Source organism: Candidatus Methanarcanum hacksteinii (assembly GCF_964305265.1).
GTDB lineage: Archaea > Thermoplasmatota > Thermoplasmata > Methanomassiliicoccales > Methanomethylophilaceae > Methanarcanum > Methanarcanum hacksteinii.
On the sequence record NZ_CAYATA010000003.1, the window covers coordinates 1 to 20,418 of the forward strand.

The 20,418-nt window shown below is 46.5% G+C and carries 16 protein-coding genes and 1 tRNA gene; 10 read left to right on the top strand and 7 right to left on the bottom strand.

Features of this window, described 5'->3' with window-relative positions; genetic code table 11:
• The 4 genes from ACI2NF_RS04795 to ACI2NF_RS04810 all read left to right on the top strand — a co-directional run.
• A partial coding sequence (locus tag ACI2NF_RS04795; RefSeq protein WP_400211155.1) for an MBG domain-containing protein occupies positions 1 to 2,740 on the top strand: 2,740 nt, incomplete at its 5' end.
• Between the two features lie 400 nt (positions 2,741 to 3,140).
• Positions 3,141 to 3,437 (top strand): hypothetical protein, encoded by a 297-nt coding sequence (locus tag ACI2NF_RS04800; RefSeq protein ID WP_400211156.1) that lies wholly within the window; start codon positions 3,141 to 3,143, stop codon positions 3,435 to 3,437.
• A 237-nt stretch (positions 3,438 to 3,674) separates the two neighbouring features.
• Positions 3,675 to 5,018: a diaminobutyrate--2-oxoglutarate transaminase family protein gene (locus ACI2NF_RS04805; protein ID WP_400211157.1), complete on the top strand. Its 1,344-nt coding sequence runs from the start codon at positions 3,675 to 3,677 to the stop codon at positions 5,016 to 5,018.
• The gene (locus ACI2NF_RS04810; RefSeq protein ID WP_400146057.1) at positions 5,005 to 6,453 is read left to right on the top strand and encodes a pyridoxal phosphate-dependent decarboxylase family protein; all 1,449 of its coding nucleotides are present in this window, start codon (positions 5,005 to 5,007) and stop codon (positions 6,451 to 6,453) included. Before ACI2NF_RS04805 ends, ACI2NF_RS04810 begins: the two co-directional genes overlap by 14 nt.
• Positions 6,454 to 6,456: 3 nt before the next feature.
• On the opposite strand, the gene ACI2NF_RS04815 is transcribed toward ACI2NF_RS04810, so the two are convergent.
• Complete coding sequence (locus ACI2NF_RS04815) at positions 6,457 to 7,257, bottom strand: nitrilase-related carbon-nitrogen hydrolase (protein WP_400211158.1); 801 nt, start codon at positions 7,255 to 7,257, stop codon at positions 6,457 to 6,459.
• A gap of 221 nt (positions 7,258 to 7,478) precedes the next feature.
• On the opposite strand from ACI2NF_RS04815, the gene ACI2NF_RS04820 reads away from it, so the two are divergent.
• Positions 7,479 to 7,554 (top strand) — tRNA-Pro (locus ACI2NF_RS04820).
• Positions 7,555 to 7,658: 104 nt separating this feature from the next.
• Here ACI2NF_RS04820 and ACI2NF_RS04825 read toward each other — a convergent pair.
• Entirely contained in the window at positions 7,659 to 8,570 is a 912-nt protein-coding gene (locus ACI2NF_RS04825) for an ATP-binding protein (protein ID WP_400211159.1), read from the bottom strand.
• 326 nt (positions 8,571 to 8,896) lie between these two features.
• Here ACI2NF_RS04825 and ACI2NF_RS04830 point away from each other — a divergent pair, with 326 nt between their 5' ends.
• Together ACI2NF_RS04830 and ACI2NF_RS04835 are read left to right on the top strand one after the other, a co-directional pair.
• On the top strand, positions 8,897 to 9,190 hold the full coding sequence (locus ACI2NF_RS04830) for a winged helix-turn-helix domain-containing protein (protein ID WP_400209816.1): 294 nt from the start codon (positions 8,897 to 8,899) through the stop codon (positions 9,188 to 9,190).
• Positions 9,191 to 9,194: 4 nt separating this feature from the next.
• Positions 9,195 to 9,905 (top strand): DUF5714 domain-containing protein, encoded by a 711-nt coding sequence (locus ACI2NF_RS04835; protein WP_400146065.1) that lies wholly within the window; start codon positions 9,195 to 9,197, stop codon positions 9,903 to 9,905.
• Here the strand turns inward: ACI2NF_RS04835 and proB are convergent, their stop codons facing one another.
• Both proB and ACI2NF_RS04845 read right to left on the bottom strand, forming a co-directional pair.
• On the bottom strand, positions 9,906 to 11,024 hold the full coding sequence (proB, locus tag ACI2NF_RS04840) for a glutamate 5-kinase (RefSeq protein ID WP_400149886.1): 1,119 nt from the start codon (positions 11,022 to 11,024) through the stop codon (positions 9,906 to 9,908).
• Complete coding sequence (locus ACI2NF_RS04845; protein ID WP_400211160.1) at positions 11,021 to 12,334, bottom strand: glutamate-5-semialdehyde dehydrogenase; 1,314 nt, start codon at positions 12,332 to 12,334, stop codon at positions 11,021 to 11,023. Before ACI2NF_RS04845 ends, proB begins: the two co-directional genes overlap by 4 nt.
• Positions 12,335 to 12,547: 213 nt before the next feature.
• Between ACI2NF_RS04845 and ACI2NF_RS04850 the strand changes: the two genes are divergently transcribed.
• Entirely contained in the window at positions 12,548 to 13,171 is a 624-nt protein-coding gene (locus ACI2NF_RS04850) for a hypothetical protein (protein ID WP_400149882.1), read from the top strand.
• A 379-nt stretch (positions 13,172 to 13,550) separates the two neighbouring features.
• On the opposite strand, the gene ACI2NF_RS04855 is transcribed toward ACI2NF_RS04850, so the two are convergent.
• Together ACI2NF_RS04855 and ACI2NF_RS04860 are read right to left on the bottom strand one after the other, a co-directional pair.
• Positions 13,551 to 13,868 carry a P-II family nitrogen regulator gene (locus ACI2NF_RS04855; RefSeq protein ID WP_400149880.1) on the bottom strand — a complete coding sequence of 106 codons (318 nt, stop codon included), beginning with the start codon at positions 13,866 to 13,868 and terminating at the stop codon, positions 13,551 to 13,553.
• Between the two features lie 10 nt (positions 13,869 to 13,878).
• Positions 13,879 to 15,192, bottom strand: coding sequence for an ammonium transporter (locus tag ACI2NF_RS04860; protein ID WP_400211161.1), 1,314 nt, complete (start codon positions 15,190 to 15,192; stop codon positions 13,879 to 13,881).
• A 290-nt stretch (positions 15,193 to 15,482) separates the two neighbouring features.
• On the opposite strand from ACI2NF_RS04860, the gene ppk1 reads away from it, so the two are divergent.
• Positions 15,483 to 17,543, top strand: a complete 2,061-nt coding sequence (ppk1, locus tag ACI2NF_RS04865; RefSeq protein WP_400211162.1) for a polyphosphate kinase 1 — start codon at positions 15,483 to 15,485, stop codon at positions 17,541 to 17,543.
• Positions 17,536 to 19,041, top strand: a complete 1,506-nt coding sequence (locus ACI2NF_RS04870) for a Ppx/GppA phosphatase family protein (RefSeq protein WP_400146474.1) — start codon at positions 17,536 to 17,538, stop codon at positions 19,039 to 19,041. The genes ppk1 and ACI2NF_RS04870 overlap by 8 nt, the downstream gene beginning before the upstream one ends.
• 1 nt (position 19,042) lies before the next feature.
• Here ACI2NF_RS04870 and ACI2NF_RS04875 read toward each other — a convergent pair whose 3' ends face one another.
• A complete protein-coding gene (locus ACI2NF_RS04875; protein WP_400211163.1) occupies positions 19,043 to 20,413 on the bottom strand; it encodes a phosphate--AMP phosphotransferase in 1,371 nt (456 codons plus the stop codon).
• Positions 20,414 to 20,418: the final 5 nt, after the last annotated feature.

A 20,418-nucleotide genomic window follows, 5' to 3' on the forward strand; every position in this document is an offset into this window, starting at 1 on the left:
CGAGGCGATGGTCGCTTCCAAGTTGGCAGAGGGGTATGCTTTCATGGGCTGGTACACATCCAAGGATCTCACTGGCGATGTCGTCAAGCCCGGCACGGTCATATCATTGACGGACAAGATCGCTCTGTACCCGAAATGGGAAATGATACAACTTTCTGCTGGTGCAACTTCATTGGAAATTTATACAGGCAAGGACGTAACAGTGTCCCTTTACCTTTCGTCGGGAAGTTGGGATGATGTCGTCATATCATCGGGGGATAGCAGTGTAGTTAGAATCGACAAATCTTCGCTGAACCAGAATGGGGAATTTATTATCCACGGTCTTTCACCAGGGAGTGTTGAGATAACCATCTATCTGAGGAATGCAACATTCATATCTCAAAAATTGAGAGTTACTGTTTCTGACGAACCCGCATCAGGTCAAGATGAGATCAAGGACTACACTTTCACAATATCGATGGAATTCGATGCAGATAAGATTTCAGGAAGTAGCTTTACCGCTAGCGATTTGATAAATGGAATAACAATCTCTGCAAAGGGAAAGAATGCTGGAGAGGCTCTGGAGACTGCATTGTCCGATAATGGCATTCCTGCTCATTTCTACAGCGGTTCGATGGGTGGAGACGGAATATATGCTGGACAGCAGTTGATGTATTGGGTTGACCATATATTCGGACTTGGAGATTACCGCTATCCCGATGGTAATTGGAAATATTGGATACAATATCACAATGGGGCATACAATAGCAAGACTTTGGGTTATTATACAGATGGAGGTAGTTTCGAGCTTATCTACGGTGTGACCGATGTCGATGGAAATCGCGTATATGGAATCGCGCCTGATAACGCATTCGTATACGATGGTACTACACACATGGTCAGCAATGGATTCGAGATAATATCTGGTGATGAAGCAACGAAGGATGCGGGTACGTACCACTCGAAATTGAGATTGAAGAGCGGGTATGCATGGTCTGATTACACATATTCTGATAAGGATATCACTTGGACAGTATCACCAAAGGTTCTAAAGGCTACATATGAAGGTGAGTCGATCGATCAGGGCGATGCGCCATCATTCAAAGTCATTGTTTCAGGATTCGTCGCAGGTGACTCACCTGATACCATCCAGGGTTATCAGGCACCAACAGTTGTATCGACAGAGACTGCTGTAGGTACTTACAGTTTGACACCTTCTGGAGGAAATGCTGGCCCCAACTATGTATTCGAATACGAAGCTGGTAAATTGGTGATAAACAGGGTCGTGATTAGTGAGGATACGAACATCAATGAAGATGGCTCCACCACAACGACAACAATAGAAAAGGATCCCAATTCTGATGGAACGATCATTACTGAGGTCACTACCAAGAAGGATAAGGATGGTAACGTCAGTCAGACAACTACTATCGAGACTGTAAGGGACAAGGGTGGCAATGTTACAGGATCCACAGAATCCATTACTAATTTCACTAAGGAAGAAGATTCCAATGGAAATCTTTTGGATGTTGAGAAGACCATTACCACCGAGAAGGATAGCTCTGGAAACATAAAGGGTACTACTGAAAAATCTGAATCAAAGAATGCAGATGGTAAGACGACTGAAAAAATAGAGGCGATCAAGGATGCTTCTGGAAATGAGATCTACTCTAAGACAGAACAATATGTCCACGGGAACACCTATGTTGATAACAGTGGTAACAATGTCACCGAATCGTCTAGTAAGATAACAGAAAAAGATTCTGAGAAGATCACAGTCACTGAAGAATCAACTAAGATGATTGTATCTTCTGATGGTCAGAAGGAGACTGAGGCAGTTAAGTCCGAGACCACTATAGATCCTGCTGGAAAGACAACATCTACTAAGACGATCGAGAACACCAAGGAGGATGCCGACAGTACCATAAAATCGATCTCGACGGAGACCAAGGCAGCTGACGGCAATGAATCCAAGGAGAAGAAGGTCGAGGTCGAATCCAAGGATGGGAACGTGAAATCAGTCGTCGAGATTCCCAATGGGGCTGACAAAGCTGATATCATCACAACTGTAAAGACTGATTCAAATGACGGAAATCACGCTGTCACCAAGGAACAGATCGAACAGGCCATCACCATCCAAGGAAAGGTAACTGATGAGATCAAAGATGATATTAAAGATCACTCCAAGGTCATCCAGATCGAATCCTCAGCTCCTGATGCATCTCTCACAGTGCCTAAGGATGCCATTAAAGCGGCGTCCGATGCGAATTCCAGCCTCAGGATCGTATCTGAGAAGGGATCAATCGCTGCATCAGACACTGTGTTGTCCAACATATCAGTGGAAGAAGAGATCACTATTTCCATATCCGAAGCTAAGGATGAGCACATCAACGATGTTCAGAAGGAGAACATCCCTGACGGCGCAGTCGTTGTAGATGTGAGGATTGTGGCCGGCGATAAGGACTTAGGGAAATCACTCGGCGGATTGATCACAATCTCCATAAGGTACACCCCAGCTGACGGTAAGATAGGTGTGGCGTATTACATTGATGACGATGGTAATAAGGTGAGGATGGGAGGTATATATGATCCGATAAAAGGAGAGATCGTATTCGACTCCACCCACTGTTCGTTGTACATGGTTGTCGATGAGGACCCGTCTAAGTCGGGATTGTCTAATGCCGCGATATTCGTTGGAATTGCTGTCGCAGTTGTTGCTGCAATCGCTGTCGCCATAATGTTGTACGTAAGGAAGCATTAAACGATTTCAATAAGCAGTTCGCCCCGTCCCAGGGGCGGACTGTGCTTTTTCATTCCTTTTTGAATAATCTCAGTTTGGGACGTAATGATGTAAATATCTGTTACTTTGGACACATTCTTTACAGATAACTAAATCAGGGCATGAGAGACACAATCCTGTAAAGGCCATGGGGCTTGGTGTAAAAGATTCTGGAAGAATTAGACAGAATGCTATATTGGAGTTTCAATATAGTGTAGTGAAGGACAGAACTGAAATGAAGATTCACTCAGATGACAAAGACTTGGTCAATGAAGACAATTCAAAGAAGGTCGATTTTAAATAATTGTGTATATCGGATGTCAAGAGTCGCTTGGAACACATCATTGAAATTGCTTCCAAAACGATAAAGGACGAGTCTAAGATGAATGATTATGCTTCTTCGATAAGATTTTTGGAGAGAATCATCGAAGAGAACTATCGTTCTTCGGAACCGATGTACATTTACCCTGCGCCCAACAACAACCTTGAATTCGAGTGGGCGAGCAATAGTTTTGTTCTTGTCCTTGACGTAATGACAATGAAAGCTGAATTTATTGGGAATTGTGATGCAGAAGATTTTAAAATCGATATGGGCGAAAGTGAATCGTGGAACAGACTCTGTAGTTTGATAGATGGTGAAAGAAACCATGATGTTCCATCGCTTCATCTGATTAACTAATCCGATACCATTACATCTCGCTGACGTGTAATCATGAGCATTCTTGCAATCGCAAATGTGGGCAACTGTAATGATTCATGTGAGTTTAAGTGTTTCTTCTGATCAGTTTCAAAAACCTGTTATTTATCACATCATTGCCATATGTGGCAATATTCGTGTCAGATTGGGCAAAAATCACCACTATCTTTGTTCGCCCAGGTCCATACGATTTTATATAATGGGTAAATCACAAAATTCATGGGTACGAACCAGTACTTCGTCGGTCGTCAGGGTGACTACGAGTCCTCTGCTAGAAGCTATCCCCGCAAATTCCCTCTTGCGGTTGCGAAGGCTAAGGGTGCGGTTATTGAAGATGTAGAGAACAACCGTTATATCGATTTCTTGAATGGTGCGGGATCACTTGCTCTCGGTCATAATAATGATGAGATAAATAGTGCGATGATCGAGCTCATCGATTCCGGTGCGCCGTTGCACATGTTGGATATCGCTACGCCGGCCAAGGACAGGTTCGTGGAGAATCTGTTGACGATAATACCCGAGGAACTCGCCAAGAAGGCGAAGGTACAGTTCTGTTCACCATCCGGAACGGATGCGACGGAGGCCGCGATAAAACTATGCAAGACGGCCACTGGAAGAGGTACTGTGATCTCATTCTCCGGAGGATACCATGGAATGGGCCATGGTTCCATGGCGCTCACAGGCAACTGCACCGCGAAGAACAAGGTAAGCAACGTGATGCCTGGTGTCCAATTCATGCCATATCCGTATTCATACCGCTGTCCAATGGGCATCGGAGGGGAAGCGGGCACGAAGGCCTGCATAGCATACCTGGAGCGTCTGTTGAAGGATCCTGAGAGCGGTGTCACGAAACCCGCTGCGGTCATATTGGAGGCCATCCAGGGCGAAGGCGGTGTGATACCCGCACCTGTTGAATTCCTTCAGGCTGTACGCAGGATAACAAAGGAACTCGGTATCCCGATGATATGCGATGAGATCCAATGCGGTATCGGACGTACAGGCAAGGTGTTCGCTTTCGAACATGCAGGCATCGTGCCTGATGTCATACTGATCTCCAAAGCCATCGGCGGAGGTCAACCATTATCACTCATCGTCTATGACAAAGAACTCGACCTATGGGGTCCAGGTGCGCACGCAGGTACCTTCCGCGGGAATCAATTGGCTTTCGTGGCTGGTAATGTCGTCATGAACAAACTGAAGGAACCAGGGTTCCTAGAAGATGTTACCCGCAAGGGCGATATGATGATGTCACGTCTCATGAAGCTCAAAGGAGAGATGTCGATAATAGGTGATGTCCGCGGAAAAGGTCTCATGATCGGAGTGGAGTTCATCGACCCCAACGGTCCGAAGGACCTGATGGGTGTCCCTGAACCAAGCGGAGAGGTCGCCACCATGGTCCAACGTACATGTTTCAACAACGGTCTGATCATGGAGAAGGGCGGACGTAACGGTTCCGTCATGAGATGTCTATGCCCTCTCACCATCACGGACGACGAGATCGACCGCGCGCTCACAATCTTCGAGAACGCAGTCAAAGAGGTCGAAGGGAATGTCTGCAAATGATCCCCTTCTGTTATCCGAGGATGTGAACGTTCGTAAAAGATTCACAGAGATGATCGATGATACCCTGAAAGCGGTATTCGATTCATTCTCTGACGATAGTGCATTCTCCGGTATCGATCCGTATGAGCTTAGGGAGAGCATCTGTTCCCTCGGATTCCTTCCTGAACACGGTATGGGGTTCGACAAGGTCCTCGAGGAGACCAAAGAAAAGATACTGCCGCATCTTCTTCGCACATGGTCCACGAAGTACATGCCGCATCTGCATTCGCCTGTATTGACCGAGACGATCTGTTCTGAACTGGTGATATCATGCTTCAACGATAGCATGGACAGTTGGGATCAAGGTCCTGCGGCCACAGAGGTCGAGGAGAGCATGATACACGGATTGGCTGAACTGTACGGATTCCCTGTGGAGACATCCGATGGGTGCTTCACATCCGGCGGCTCTCAATCCAACATCTCTGCCATCGTAGCTGCCCGCGATCGGTATTGTATGGAGAGATTCGGATGGGATGTGAAGATGAACGGCCTTCCGCCAGAATACTCCAAACTTCGTGTATATACATCGGAGATATCCCATTTCTCGATGGATAAGGCAAGCCACATCCTCGGCATGGGCTATGCTGCCGTCAGGAAGATACCTGTCGATTCCAAATGCAGGATCGATCTGAAGGAATTCGAAAGGATGCTGAAAGAGGATACGGACAATGGACTCTATCCGTTCTGTGCCGTAGCTACGTTCGGTACGACCGATTTCGGTTCGATAGATGATGCCCGTGGCATGAGGGAACTCTGCGACAGATATGGTATGCATCTTCACGCCGATGCCGCATATGGCTCTGGATTGATCATGAGCGATAAGTATCGTGATAGGGTAGCGGACATATCACTCTGCGATTCCCTTACTGTGGATTTCCACAAGATGTTCCTTCTTCCGATCTCCTGTTCAGCGATCATCGTCAAACATGCGGAATTGTTGGAGTGTTTCGAGTTGCATGCGGATTATCTGAACCGCGAGGAGGACGAGGAGGATGGATACATCAATCTCGTCGGTAAATCGATGCAGACCACTCGTCGTTTCGATGCATTGAAGGTATTCATGGCGTTCAAGACGCGCGGAAGGGATGGATTCGGAAGGATCATCGATACCGCTGTTGAGAACGCATCCTATTTCTATGGAAGGATATCGAAGGATGATGATTTCATAGCACCTGTGGAGCCGGAGATGTCGTCTGTCGTCTTTGCATACGACAAAGGCGATGATGTCAATAAGAGGATCAGACGTCAGTTGCTCAAGGAAGGTATCGTCATTGGTCAGACTGTCAAGGATGGAAAGGTCATGCTGAAGTTCACGCTTCTGAATCCTAATTTAAAGCCATCGCAGATCGATGACATCATCGTCAGGATCAAAGAGATAGGTTCTCAAGATCATTGACGATCATCTGAATAGTTCCCAACGAACCTTATCGATGAAACATAGGTCGCGCATGGTCTCATATCCTGATGATCTTACGCGATCCATGTTCTTCGGATCGAGTTTGGCGGATACTACGCATTCGCCTGAATAATCCTCGGCAAGTATGTTGCCACGTTCATCGATGATACATGAACCTCCTCCGAAGACGGTGCCTTTGCCGTTATCCCCTGTCATATTACAGGATGCTACGAACAATGTGTTGTCGTACGCCCTTGCAGGGAGGATCTTGTTCCATGTGTTCCTTCTGCGTTCTCCAGAGAGGCCTGATGCGTGGGGCATTAGGACGAGATCGGCACCTTCGATTGCATATTTCGCGGTAATCTGCGGGAAATGTGATTCCCAACAAATCTGTATGCCGATGTTCGCTTTGGATGTTCTGATGACAGGGAATGATGAGCCGAGAAGGAACGCACCCTGTTCCCTCTCACCGAGATGTGTCTTCCGATATGTTCCGCATATCTTTCCGTTCTCTGCGATGAGCTGAGTGATGTAGGGCCCTTTCTCAACGAAACCGAAACAGACGATGATTTCCTTGTCTTCAGTGGTCTTGACGATCCTCTCTATCGCAGGATCATCCAAGGACATGGCGTATCTCGCACTCGATTGTGAGGAATATCCTGTCAGAGAGAGTTCTGGAAAACAGATGAGGTCGGAACCTTCAGAGGATAGTTGATCGATCAGTTCAATCATTCTCTTGGAATTGTTGTCGATATCCCCTACGATCGACCTCATGCAGACCATCGATAATCTCATCGGCTCCATCTTTCACTCTCCGTTGTTCGTATCTTCGACATGTTCTCTGTCAAATACGAACTCAATAGCATACAGGAATGAAGGATCGATGTTATTTCTGTTTGTATTGTCGTATTGATGGATTCGATGCATAGATTACCGTGTCCAGATGTTGCAATTCTATGAAGTCGCTTTGTGTAAAGTACAAATACCACTGCGCATTAGGTGTGTCCAAGAAACTGTTTATATGTGGGCCCGTGGGGTAGCTTGGTATCCTTCTTGCTTGGGGTGTAAGTAACTCCAGTTCAAATCTGGACGGGCCCACCACTCGCAGATTTTGAATGATTTCAAGGAAAGAACTGTGTGATCTGTATGCGATCACTTCGTCCAATTACGTGTCAACATCTTCGAATATGTCAATGATAATGGATTCAAAGAGATATCTTCAACCTGTATCTCACCGATCTTCCGTTTCCGATCTTTATTATCGAACCATCTTCCAACAACATATTGATCTTAGCAATGGCTTCGGATTTATTCAGGTTAAGATTCTCCTCCAATTCCGCACGCGTGAATTCTGTCCTATCCTTCAGGAATCTCATCAACGGTGTTGTATCTTCATCTCTCTCGGCTGGTAGTGTTATGGTGAATGATGAGCCGCCTGTGCTGATCGTCGGTTTTACAGGGAGGTTTGTGTATGCTCCGAATATGCGCGGTATCCCTGTGCCGTATGCTTCGATTATCTTGAGTCTGTACATCACAGCGGCGAGATTTTTGTTCCTCAGCGATGATACGCCACTTTCCAGTTCTTCCAATGAATAGGGCCTTTTGAGACCACCTGGGGACACTATAGTTATCTTTGTAGGGTATATTGATACCAATATCGAATCGTCCATGGCATAATCGCGGTGCACGAATGCATTCGCCAAAGCTTCTCTGAGAGTTATTTCCGAGTAGTCCTTTTTGTCGACTCTATACATCCCGGTTATGATCGAAGAGTTCCTATTGTATCTGGAAATGAATAAGAGTGTATCATCCATCTGTTTCAGTATCGACCCTCCAAATTCTGCGCGGTCTATGAATGAAGATTTATATTCGTTATCGAACACTGCAATCTTCAGAGTTTGATCATATTGATCTGATAGGATGAACCCTAATTTGGTGTATTTGCCCTTTTCACTGATATGCAGCATTTCCATGTTCTCTTCTGTCAGCGGTATTGACTTTTCCTCGAACTTCGATCTGAGGTATGTGAACGTAAGATTCTGTTCGAAGGAAACATGACTCTCGTATGCCTCTGATCTGACATTAGCAATCATCTGTTGGAATCTTTCTTCAGTCACTGGGGAGGATACTGTCCCATCACATACGTATATGCTTCTGTTCTCGATACTTTTTACACTGAACGTAATGGATTTTTGTATCCTTCGTTGATATCGTTAATCGATTGTAATCGATTATAATCGATTAACGATTAACATCGATAAGGATGGATCACATCCTCAGGCTCTATTGCTGTCAAGGGCGCCATACATATGTGATGACATATCCATCCGAAGATGTCCCTGCCTTGTAATGGTCATGTCTATTATTTTCAGAAAGAGGCGGTTCATGCTCATGTGGGTAATCGATTCAAAGAATGGAAATATTCCTTCATCATTCTAGTCGTATGCCCTCGAAGGATACTGTGAAGATGATTTCGGCTCTTGCTGATGAGAGACGTTTGAAGATTTTCGAGATTTTGGCCGATTGTGATAGAGATGACAGAAAACTATCTGAGATGATCGGTCTTGATGTGGAGATCATTAGAGAACAAGCTGCTATCCTTGAGGATGCTGGATTGCTTATAGCATGCGAGGATGGGGACAGGATGGATTACAATCTCGATCCAAAACAGGTAGCGATCCTGACAGGATTCTTCGAACTCATGTTGAACAAATGTTCGCCGCCAAAATGTTGTTGATATCATGCAGTCCATAAGGAACGATCTCGATGTGCATTGTCCCGAATGCGGTGGGAAGGTCACTCTTTCGTTGTTGGAGAACAGAGTATGCGTGAGATGTGGGAAGGAATCGATGGACAGGGAGGTCTGTGAGAACGGACATCATGTCTGCGATGCATGCAGGAAGAAGGCTGCGAACAGGATGATCATGGACCATTGCAATGAAAGCAGATCCAAGGATCCCATCGTCATCCTGTCCGAGATGATGAGGGACAATAACATCAGAATGCATGATCTGGAACATCATATAATGGTTGCTTCTGCACTCATTGCTGCATATAGGAATTGTGGCGGAGAGATCGATATCGATTCCGCATTGAGGGATGCGCAGAAGAGAGGATCATGGTTCCCTGGCGGCATTTGTGGTCTTTGCGGCACATGCGGTGCCGCAGCATCATGCGGAATATTCTATTCAATTGTGACTGGCACTACGCCCCATAGCTCAGGTTCGTGGAGTGATACGAACATGCTCGTCTCTAAGTGTCTCGCTAAGATAGCATCCATCGACGGGCCCAGATGTTGCAAGAGGAACTCGTTCATCGCCATACGGGAGACGACCGATTATGTCAAAGAGAAGTTAGGGATCGTACTCGAGACATCATCCGATATCGTCTGTGAATATTCTGATAGGAATGATGAATGCGTGAAAGGAAGATGTCCCTTCTACAGAGGATGATCACATCAGAGCGATGTTCTCGCTCCTGATGACATCATCGTATGATTTGTGCCCCAACACAGCTTCGATCCTATCGGAGTGTATACCGCGTATCCTGAACACTTCTTCCGAATCGTAATCAGGGATGCCTTTGGCGATGACCTTACCAGAATATTCGATATTCACAACATCTCCCCTTTCGAATCTGCCGATGACGTCCCTCACACCGACGGCAAGGAGACTTACGTTACCTTTCATGAGTTTCTCTGCTGCGCCTTTGTCCACGATGAGTGCACCTTTCGCATGAGCCTCTCTGATCCAACGTGATTTCTTCCTTTCCTTCTCACCAGCGAGGAATATCGTACCTATCTCATCACCAGAGACAGCTTTCACTATCGCATCAGGTTCCGAACTCGATGCGATTATCATGTTGCATCCAGCTTCGCTGCAGATCTCTGCAGCCTTCAGTTTCGTCCTCATGCCACCGGTACCAACCCTTGAGGTAGGGTCACCAGCCATATGTTCCACTGATGAAACGTCGGTGACGGTGTGGACTATCTTGGCATCAGGATGTATCTTCGGATTCCTATCATACAATCCATTCACGTCTGAGAGGATGATCAGGAGATCGGCATCCATCTTGCTGCAGACGTATGCGGATAATGTATCATTATCTCCGAATACAGCATCTATCTCTCTGATGCAAACGACATCGTTCTCGTTGATGATCGGTACAACATCATATTGCAACAGTGTTTGGATCGCATTCCTCAGGTTGAGATACTTCTCACGGTCAGAGTAGAAATCATAGGTGAGCAGGATCTGTGAGACGATCAATCCTTGTTTTTGGAAACTCTCGTTCCATTTCTGCATCAATATGCCCTGACCGACAGATGCGGCAGCTTGTCTTATGGGAACCTCCTTGGGTTTAGGTTTTGCTTCCATCGCCGCAAGTCCTACGCCTATAGCACCTGATGAGACGATCAGCACTCTTTTCCCCATATCCTTGAGTTTCTTCACCTGTTCGGCAACTGAATCCATGAATCCTTCGAATACGCTGTTGCCGCCACCAGTGATCGATGATGTGCCTACCTTTATCACTACAGTTTCGACATCCTTGAGGATATCCTTGCGACTCATAGCTCCAGCTCCTTGTCGATGTCCTTGTGTGTGAATGGTCTCGAATCCTTTCCAACGTAATCCTTCACTACTTGTCCGTTCCCTATGAGGACGTATTTGTATATCATCAAGCCCTCCATGCCGACAGGCCCTCTGGAGTGTATCTTGTTCGTGCTTATGCCTACTTCAGCACCTTTGCCGAATCTGTATCCGTCCGCGAATCTTGTCGATGCGTTGACGAATACGTCAGCTGAATCCACATATCTGATGAATCTTGAGATTCTGTCTTTATCATTTGAGATGATAGCATCGGTATGATGTGAACCATGTTCGTTGATGAAAGTTATCGCCTCATCCATGTCATCCACGACAGCTATCGATATCACGAGATCTCCGTATTCCGTATCCCAATCAGATTCTTCTGCAATCTTAGCGTGTTCCATGTATCCGATAGCACGCTCATCGGCCCTGATCTCGACGTTGTTGTCGTGGTATTCCTTATCCATCAAAGGGAGGAAGATCGGAGCTATCTTTGAGTCCACCAATAATGTCTCTACTGCATTGCATACGGCAGGGTATTGGATCTTGGAATCCAATGCAACCTTCACCGCCATGTCGATATCGGCGGATTCATCGATGAATATGTGACATATCCCTGATGCATGGCCTAGGACAGGGATCTTCGTATTCTCCTTGATGTATTGTACGAACGAATTGGAACCTCTTGGGATGAGCAGGTCGATATATTGGTCCATGCTCAGAATCGCATTGACATCCTCTCTTCTTTCCATCAATACGAATACTCCTTCGGGGATGCCTGCGGAGTATGCTGCTTTCGTTAGGATATCGAATAATGTCTTATTCGTTCTCGATGCCTCGCTACCGCCTTTGAATATGACGGCATTGCCTGATTTGAGGCATAATGACATTATCTGCGGAACGACATCAGGGCGTGATTCGAATATCGTACCGATCATACCGATCGGGCATGAGATCTGATATAATGTCAGATCATCATCCAATTCCTTTGTGGAGATCGTTCTTCCAACAGGATCTGGAAGGCCAATGACATTATCGATCCCTGCGATCATGCCGGAGATCTTCACGTCATCTATCTTCAATCTCTTTACCATGGCATTGGAAAGTTTGCCATCGGATTCCATTGTCTCTGCATCAGAGACATCCATCGAATTGGAGGATAGTATGGCATCACGATTCTTGTCAAGGGCATCAGCCATCGCTCTCAATGCATTGTTCTTCACATCAGTGTTCAATGCGGCCAATGTCGTGGCCGCTTCTTTGGCCTTGATGACGTCACTAGAGATGCTCATTCTATCGTTCCCTTCTCAATTCGATAGTACTAACTTAGCACGTACTGTGTATCTTTAGAGTATACTTATTCTTAACTGATTGCTGATAAGTGCGTTGTCCACCATATGATCGTTCATCACTGCAAGGATGGATGATCGATGTATGATTTATCGTATTTTGATGTGGAAAATCTTATACTCAAATATTTAAGTCACGAAAGCATTAGGGGAATCATGGGTGAGAACTGCAGGATGGAGATCCTCTACATGGATCCAGATACGTACACTGCTATAGCTACGCATGAGATGAGGCAAAGGATTTTGGCCAAACTTTTCAAGGAAGCATACAACGGACGCTCCATGACCAAGCAGGAACTCGCAGATTCTCTCGACATAAAATATCAGCAACTTGTCTATCAGCTGATGAATCATCTCAGGGATTTTTGGACTGTCGTAGGTGAGGAGAAGGTCCGCGGAACGAGGATGGAGTACATCGCCCCTGAGAATCCGCATGGCATCTACATCTGTCTTGGGAAGGACAGGAAAATATACGTCGTCGATCCGATAGCTGAATTGTACGGCCCTCTGTCGGAAGTTGGGCTCAGATGCGATTCATGCTCCACTGATGAGGCGGAACATTGCATAAAATCACTCATCGATAAAGGGATAATTCCATCAGAGCTCAGCATCTCCGAGAGGGAAACGCTCAGTTTCAACAAGCGCAGTGGTCTGAGGCCATTGGACAGGGGACTGATCGAAGCGTTGAAAGGTATCGCAGCCGGCGATAAATGCACTTTGACGATACCTTGTGAGAGATGCAGTTACATGCAGAGGAAGAATCTCATCAAGATCAGTTGATGATTGTCCTTTTGCTTTCATTCTTTTTTCTATCTTTATTATTTTGATATGAGGCGTAGGCCTCATATCTTCGATTTTCAAGTTTCTCGTTTATCTTCTACTCGTTGGTGGAAGATAAGTAGAAGATAAAATGGGTATTTCTCAGATGACGTATTATTTAAAAAAAATACGCAGGCGTCTATACGCAATCATTTTGATCAATTATGGAGAACAAAGACCACCGTGGCCATCATCCATGGGACCAACAAGCACATGGATGATCCAAAATTGTGATACAAATAATATCAAATGATCCCAATCGAATAAAATCGGATGAGAATCTGAATGTAATTCGTAGAAAAGAGGGGGAGGGAACGCCCCCTCCTGTTGGTTCTTTCGTTCATTCGTCCCTTATACGTATCGACCTCTCGATAGGTATGACGAATATCCTTCCGTCACCCATGTGCCCTGTGACGGCTGCTTTCTTGATCGCATCGATCACCTTCTCCTCATCCTTGTCATCGATGATGATCTCGAGCTTTGTCTTCTCGATCTCATCTACGATGATGGTGCCGACCCTGTTGGTGAATTTCAACCCTGACTGTTGTCCGCGACCCCTGACCGATGTTATGGTCATACCGTTGATGCCTATCTCCTTCAGTGCATCCTTCACAGGCTGTACCTTCTCCGGGCGAATCACTGCCATTATCATCTTCATCTCATTCACCTCACATGTTGTAAGACGGTTCACCGTGCTCTACGATGTCCGCTCCGATAATCTCCTCATCCTCATCGAGACGTACCCTCATGAATTTGGATACAACCCAAATGATGGCATAGGACATCACGAAACAGAACACGAGCGTTATGGCGACTGCTGCGAGCTGTCCGAGGAACAGATCCGTGCTTCCGTAGATCAATCCTTCATATCCTTCGGATACGAATTCAGGCATCGCGAAGATACCTGTAGCGATCGCACCCCATATCGCACCGATACCGTGCACTCCGAATACATCGAGGGCATCATCGATACCGGACTTGTTGCGCATGAAGATCACTCCGAAGTAACATACGACTCCGCCTACGAGTCCCATGAGCAATGCATATCCTGGACCTACATATCCCGCTGCGGGTGTGATCGTGACCAATCCTGCCAATGCACCGGACATCAGACCGAGGGAGTTAACACGGCCCACGTGTATGTACTGGGCTAATGCCCATGAGAGCATAGCAGCAGCAGGTGCGATGACTGTAACTACGAACGCGTTGACCGCGACACCATCCGCTGCCAATCCGGAACCTCCGTTGAATCCCAACCATCCGAACCAGAGCAATGTGAATCCGATGAATACCATGGGCATGCTGTGTGCTCTCTTCATCGTGCGTTCGCTTCTCCTTCCAACGAAGGCCGCGAGTGCGAGACCTGTCGTTGCAGCACATATGTGGACCACGGTACCTCCTGCGAAATCAAGGACGGTGAATGTCTGATCGAAGAATCCACCTCCCCAGACCCAGTGTGCCATGGGTGCATAGACGAGTACAGACCACAATGCCATGAATATGGCGATCGCGTTGAATCTTATCCTCTCGATACATGCACCAAGTACGATACCTGCTGTGATAAGTGCGAACATCATCTGGAATACCATGAACTCCATATCGGGGATCGTGCTCCCTTCGGAGATGGTGTCATAACTCACACCGTTGAGGAGGAATTTGTCAAGGTTACCAACGATACCGCTGAGATCACCGCTGAATGCGAGTGAGTATCCTACGAGTATCCATGATGTCGCCATTATCCCCATGATCAGTCCTGTCTGCGCAAGGACGGATGTCATACTCTGTCTGCGCAACATACCGCCATAGAACAATGCTACACCAGGTGTCATGATGAACACCAAAGCGCTGCATATCAGTACCCATGCGATATTGCCTGAATCATCTGTCGTCACTAAATCGTCTGCTGAACTGTATGGGATCATGATGACCATCGCCAATAGGACGGTCGCCATGGTAAGACCATACTTCACAGTCGCTCTCATCTCGATTTCTCCTACATCCTTCTATCTTTGAAAGATATGATTAGACAAATGTCTAGTCATATATGAAAATTACCGTTTTAATCAATATCTATACAATATAATTAACGACAAATCATCAAAAATTATCTTATTCGATGGACAAATATCAATGAATGATGGAAAAAGTGTACATATGTCCATCGGAGGCATCCGACAGGGTGCGATCAGATATGTGCACGAGATATGTCTGGATTGGTGTCGTTCCTCCCCTAATATAGATAGATAATATATCTCAATTCAACGATACGCAAGTGGAGATTATCATGACCGTGGACCTATACGACAAGAGATACTACATCAACAGGGAATTATCGTGGTTGGAGTTCAATCAGAGATGTCTCGACGAGGCTATGAACAACAAGACGCCATTGCTCGACAGAGCGAAGTTCTTGGCGATATGTTACAACAATCTCGAGGAATTCATGATGATCCGTATGCCTGGTATCCTCGTACAGACTCCGAGTGCGGTCCAGAACGATCCCGATTACATTGAGAGACCAGTGATACTCGGCATGATTTATGAGAAGATCACATCATTGTATCGCGGCTATGAGATCTGTTGGAGGAGATTGAAGAAGAATCTCGCCAAGAATGATATCAACATAAGGTCCATCAATGAACTTACAGACAGACAGAAGGATTGGGTCAGAGATTATTACAAGAAGAGGGTCCACACGCTCCTGACGCCGATGGCGTTGGATGTATCGCACCCGTTCCCGTTCATCTCCAACAATTCATTGAATCTTGCGTATAAATTGAAGGGGAACAATGGTCCTGTCTACGCCAGGATAAAGGTCCCCATCCCTCTGTTGGATAGATTCGTATCCGTTCCTTCAGAACATGGCGCTGATTTCGTTCTGATAGAGGATATCATCCTGGATTCTTCAGAGTGTTTGTTCCCAGGTATGAAGATAATATCCGCGAATACATTGACGCTGATCAGGAATGCGGATGTCAAGGTGACCATCGATGAGGCATGCGATCTTATGTCCGCTGTCGAGGAGAGCATAGAGGACAGACAGATGGGATTCCCCGTAGCCGCTGTCTTCGATTCACGCTGCCCCAAGGATGTGAGATCGTTCTTCATACAGAATCTCAAGCTCAGTTCCATGCAGGTATTGACCACGAAGGAGACGATGTGCCTCTCAAGTCTTTGGCAGATAGCCGATCTCGATTATCCGAGTCTCAAGGAAAGACCGATGACTCCGTACACACATCCCGATATGCAGGATGATTACGACCTATTCTCAGCGATAAAGAAGGAGGATCGTATCGTCTTCCATCCGTATGAGACATTCAACACGGTCGTGAGATTCATCGAACAGTCCGCCAGGGACCCTGATGTACAAAGCATCAAGATCTGTCTGTACAGGGTGGGTAAGGATCCATCCATATACAGAGCGTTGGAGAAAGCGATCAACAATCACAAGAATGTCAGCGTTCTTTTGGAATTACGTGCGAAGTTCGATGAGAACCGTAACATAAAATGGGCGAAGGATCTGGAAGAGATCGGTGTCAATGTCGTATACGGTCCTGTCGATCTCAAGGTGCATTCCAAGTTGTTGCAGGTCGTCAGACTCGAGGATGACAGATTGGTCAGATACACGCACATGAGTTCAGGTAACTACAACGTGAGCACTGCTAAGCAATACAGCGATATCTCGTTCTTCACAGCGAATGACGAGATAGGAGAGGATGTCGGTGAATTGTTCAACGCTCTTACAGGTTATTTCGGCAAGAGGGAGTTCAAGCATCTGTTGGTAGCTCCGCTAAATCTCAAGGACACGTTGATCGAGAAGATCGACAGGGAGATACAGGTCCATAAGGAACATGGGAACGGACACATAATGATGAAATCCAACGGTCTCATCGATGCGGATATAATAGCATCACTCTACAAAGCATCGATCGCTGGAGTGAAGGTAGATCTCAACATAAGAGGATTATGTTGTCTCCGTCCAGGTATCAAAGGCGTATCCGAGAACATAAGGGTCACGAGTATCGTGGATAGATTCCTTGAGCACTCCAGGATATATTATTTCGAGAATAATGGAAATCCGGACATGTTCATGGGTTCATCTGATCTCATGCCGAGGAATCTGAAGGCAAGGGTGGAGGTACTGTATCCCGTTCTTGATAAGGACCTCATGAGGAGAATAAGGGACAAGATACTCCTGATCCATTTCGCCGATAATGTGAAAGCAAGGCTTCTCCTTCCGGACGGGACATATGTGCATGTGCTGAAGGACGGTAGGAAACCGTTGCGTTCCCAGGAATGGTTCATCGAGAACAGAGGGATATGGCATGACTGAGCCCAAAGTAGTGGGGTTCATAGACATAGGTACGAATTCGATCCATCTGTTGGTCATAAAGTTCTATGACGGTACACTTGGGACCGAGATCGCCAGGGACAGGGAGGTGCTCCGCGTCGGGCGTAGTCTCTACTCCAAGGGCATGATCGACAAGGATGCGATCGCTAAGTGCGGTATAATCGTGAAGAAATTCACCGCATATGCGAAGAAACATGGTGCGGAAGAGGTGTTCGCATATGCTACATGTGCCACAAGGGAAGCCGAGAACAGAGAGGAACTGTTGGCAGCGATACAGACCGACGGTCTCGAAGTGAGGGTGATCCCAGGGGATGAGGAGGCACGTCTGATAAGGTTGGGCGTACTCGGTGAGAACGGCCCCAGGGAGAAGACGTTATTGATCGACATAGGGGGCGGAAGCACCGAATTCTCCATATCCATAGGGAATGAAGTGCTGTTCTTGGACAGTCTCCCTCTTGGAGCGGTCAGATTCGCATACGGATTCCCGTTCGATTGCAAGGGGCCCTTGGGACAGGAAGGTTATTCATCCTATCAACGCGAGGTGGAATTATGCGCATACCGTACGATGAGGCGCATAAAGGAGATAGGATTCGACAGGGTGATCGGATCATCGGGGACATTCGTCACATTATCAGAGATGTGCTCCCCGCGCGGTAAGAAGGATACGTTATCCCTTGAATGTCTCACACCTATGATGGAATCGCTCAAGAATATGAGCATCGATGAGCGTTCATCCGTCCCGAGATTGAGCGAGAATCGTACCGATATAATCGTCGCAGGCGGTGCGATCGCCGAGGAGTTGATGAAAGGATTGGGTATCGACACCATCGAGATATCCCATTTCGGTCTGAAAGAGGGAATGATGGTCGATTATCGTGTTAATCACGGTCTTCGTGACATAGATGTGAGGGAATCTGCGATAGCGGAACTCGGATACAAATGCCGTTACGATTTGGAACACGCGATGACCGTCAGGAAGGGTGCACGCAAGATCGCGGACAGGTTGAACGATATGTTCGTCACCGATCTCAACGAGCATATGATACAGATGCTGGAGTACGCATCACAATTGCATGACATCGGCGAGGTATTCGGTTATGAGAAACACCATGTGATGTCATATGACATAATAATGAACTCGAACCTGATAGGATTCGACATGGGCGAGATACAGATGATGGCGACATTCGTGAGATATCATCACAAGAAGATGCCATCTTCTGATGATTCCCCATTCCGCAAGTTGGATGATAAGACATCGCTCAAACTCAGACAATGTATATTGATCCTAAGGATGGCTGATGCGATGGACCGTCATAGGATGCAGCTCGAGACCGATTTCACGGTGGAGGCTGTGAAGGGCAACACGATATTGTTCACATTGATATCCGATCAGGATGTGAGCATGGAGCGTTGGAAGTTGGAGGAATCCGCCGCAGATTTCAAGAGACTCTTCGGCAGGGAGATGAAGGTGCTCTGATTCAAAGCTCCTTCTCCAACGTATCGCATATTATCTTCAGCACTTTTATGCGCCCATAATACTTGTCAACGCTCTCTATGGCGTACCATGGAGCGTTGGGTGTGTTGGTGGATTCGATCATGGTGTTGATGAACGATTCATATTCATCCCATTTCTCCCTGTTGCGCCAATCCTCATCGGTGATCTTCCATTGTTTCATAGGGTTGTTCTGACGGTCATCGAAGCGTTCCAATTGGACATCCTTCGTTATATCCATCCAGAATTTGATCACGATGCGCCCATTGTCGGTCATGTTCCTTTCGAACATATTGATCTCATCGGCGGAACGGGAGTATTCCTTCTCTGAGCACAATCCTTCGATGGGCTCCACCATCATCCTTCCGTACCAACTCCTGTCGAATATCGAGATATGTCCCTTTTGCGGTAATCTCCTTGCGAATCTCCAGAGATAGGTGTTGGATCTCTCCTCATCATTGGGTGCGGATGTGGGATAGGTAGCATATCCGCGAGGGTTCAATGCTTTCGTAACACGTTTTATGGACCCTCCCTTTCCGGCGGCATCCCATCCTTCGAACAGCAGGACCAATGATCTATTCGACAATGCTAACTTGCATTGGAGTGCAGCCAATCTGCTCTGATATCTCTTCAACTTGTTCTTGTACTCGCTCTTGGACAGTCTTTGTGAGAAATCGACACTGTTCCTTGGATTATCATATCTCTCCACGATCCTGGAGCTTGTTGGGATGTAATCGTTCTCTATACTGTCCTTCAATCTTCTCAGTACAACATTGCCGATCTCATTCACAGTGTCGTTGAACTTACCGACATCGATGACATCCCACGGCATATCCTTCGAATCAGTCGAATCGATCAATGATGACACATCATCTTCCTTCAACGAGAATCTGTGATAGCTAGGATCCTCATCACCAAGGAAACCACAATCCTTCGAAGGTGAAACGGGATACGAATCCTTCACCTCATCCATCCTCTTCTCCGACATGTGGAGGAATATCTTGACCAGGATGATCCCGCTGTTGATGAGATATCTTTCAAGGGATTCGATATACTTCCCTCTGTCCTTACTCGTTATCTCATTCTCTATGACGTAGCTGTACCATGACCTGTCGAATATCGCGATCTTCCCTTTCGCTGGTGTGTATCCTAGGTAGTTGTGCACCCTATCGGGTGTGAAGCTGTGGTATTCGATACCTCTGGGCTCCAGGATGAATGTGAAGCCGTTGATCAGGAAGGACATCTGACTTCCGCCGACCCCCTCGAACAATATCAGGACAGCCCTCTTGTCATTGAATAGCGTATGCTGTACCGCATTGAGTTCTATCTCTAATTCCTTGCCAGAATAACTGCCCATGTTAC

What these genes read in the sequence shown, in the direction of transcription:
- ACI2NF_RS04850 (WP_400149882.1), top strand. Translation starts at nt 12,548, where the DNA reads ATGGGTGAGAACTGCAGGATGGAGATCCTCTACATGGATCCAGATACG.
- ACI2NF_RS04800 (WP_400211156.1), top strand. Translation starts at nt 3,141, where the DNA reads ATGAATGATTATGCTTCTTCGATAAGATTTTTGGAGAGAATCATCGAA.
- ACI2NF_RS04845 (WP_400211160.1), bottom strand. Translation starts at nt 12,334, where the DNA reads ATGAGCATCTCTAGTGACGTCATCAAGGCCAAAGAAGCGGCCACGACA.
- ACI2NF_RS04810 (WP_400146057.1), top strand. Translation starts at nt 5,005, where the DNA reads ATGTCTGCAAATGATCCCCTTCTGTTATCCGAGGATGTGAACGTTCGT.
- ACI2NF_RS04875 (WP_400211163.1), bottom strand. Translation starts at nt 20,413, where the DNA reads ATGGGCAGTTATTCTGGCAAGGAATTAGAGATAGAACTCAATGCGGTA.
- proB (WP_400149886.1), bottom strand. Translation starts at nt 11,024, where the DNA reads ATGAGTCGCAAGGATATCCTCAAGGATGTCGAAACTGTAGTGATAAAG.
- ACI2NF_RS04830 (WP_400209816.1), top strand. Translation starts at nt 8,897, where the DNA reads ATGCCCTCGAAGGATACTGTGAAGATGATTTCGGCTCTTGCTGATGAG.
- ACI2NF_RS04835 (WP_400146065.1), top strand. Translation starts at nt 9,195, where the DNA reads ATGCAGTCCATAAGGAACGATCTCGATGTGCATTGTCCCGAATGCGGT.
- ACI2NF_RS04855 (WP_400149880.1), bottom strand. Translation starts at nt 13,868, where the DNA reads ATGAAGATGATAATGGCAGTGATTCGCCCGGAGAAGGTACAGCCTGTG.
- ACI2NF_RS04870 (WP_400146474.1), top strand. Translation starts at nt 17,536, where the DNA reads ATGACTGAGCCCAAAGTAGTGGGGTTCATAGACATAGGTACGAATTCG.
- ACI2NF_RS04815 (WP_400211158.1), bottom strand. Translation starts at nt 7,257, where the DNA reads ATGGAGCCGATGAGATTATCGATGGTCTGCATGAGGTCGATCGTAGGG.
- ACI2NF_RS04860 (WP_400211161.1), bottom strand. Translation starts at nt 15,192, where the DNA reads ATGAGAGCGACTGTGAAGTATGGTCTTACCATGGCGACCGTCCTATTG.
- ACI2NF_RS04805 (WP_400211157.1), top strand. Translation starts at nt 3,675, where the DNA reads ATGGGTACGAACCAGTACTTCGTCGGTCGTCAGGGTGACTACGAGTCC.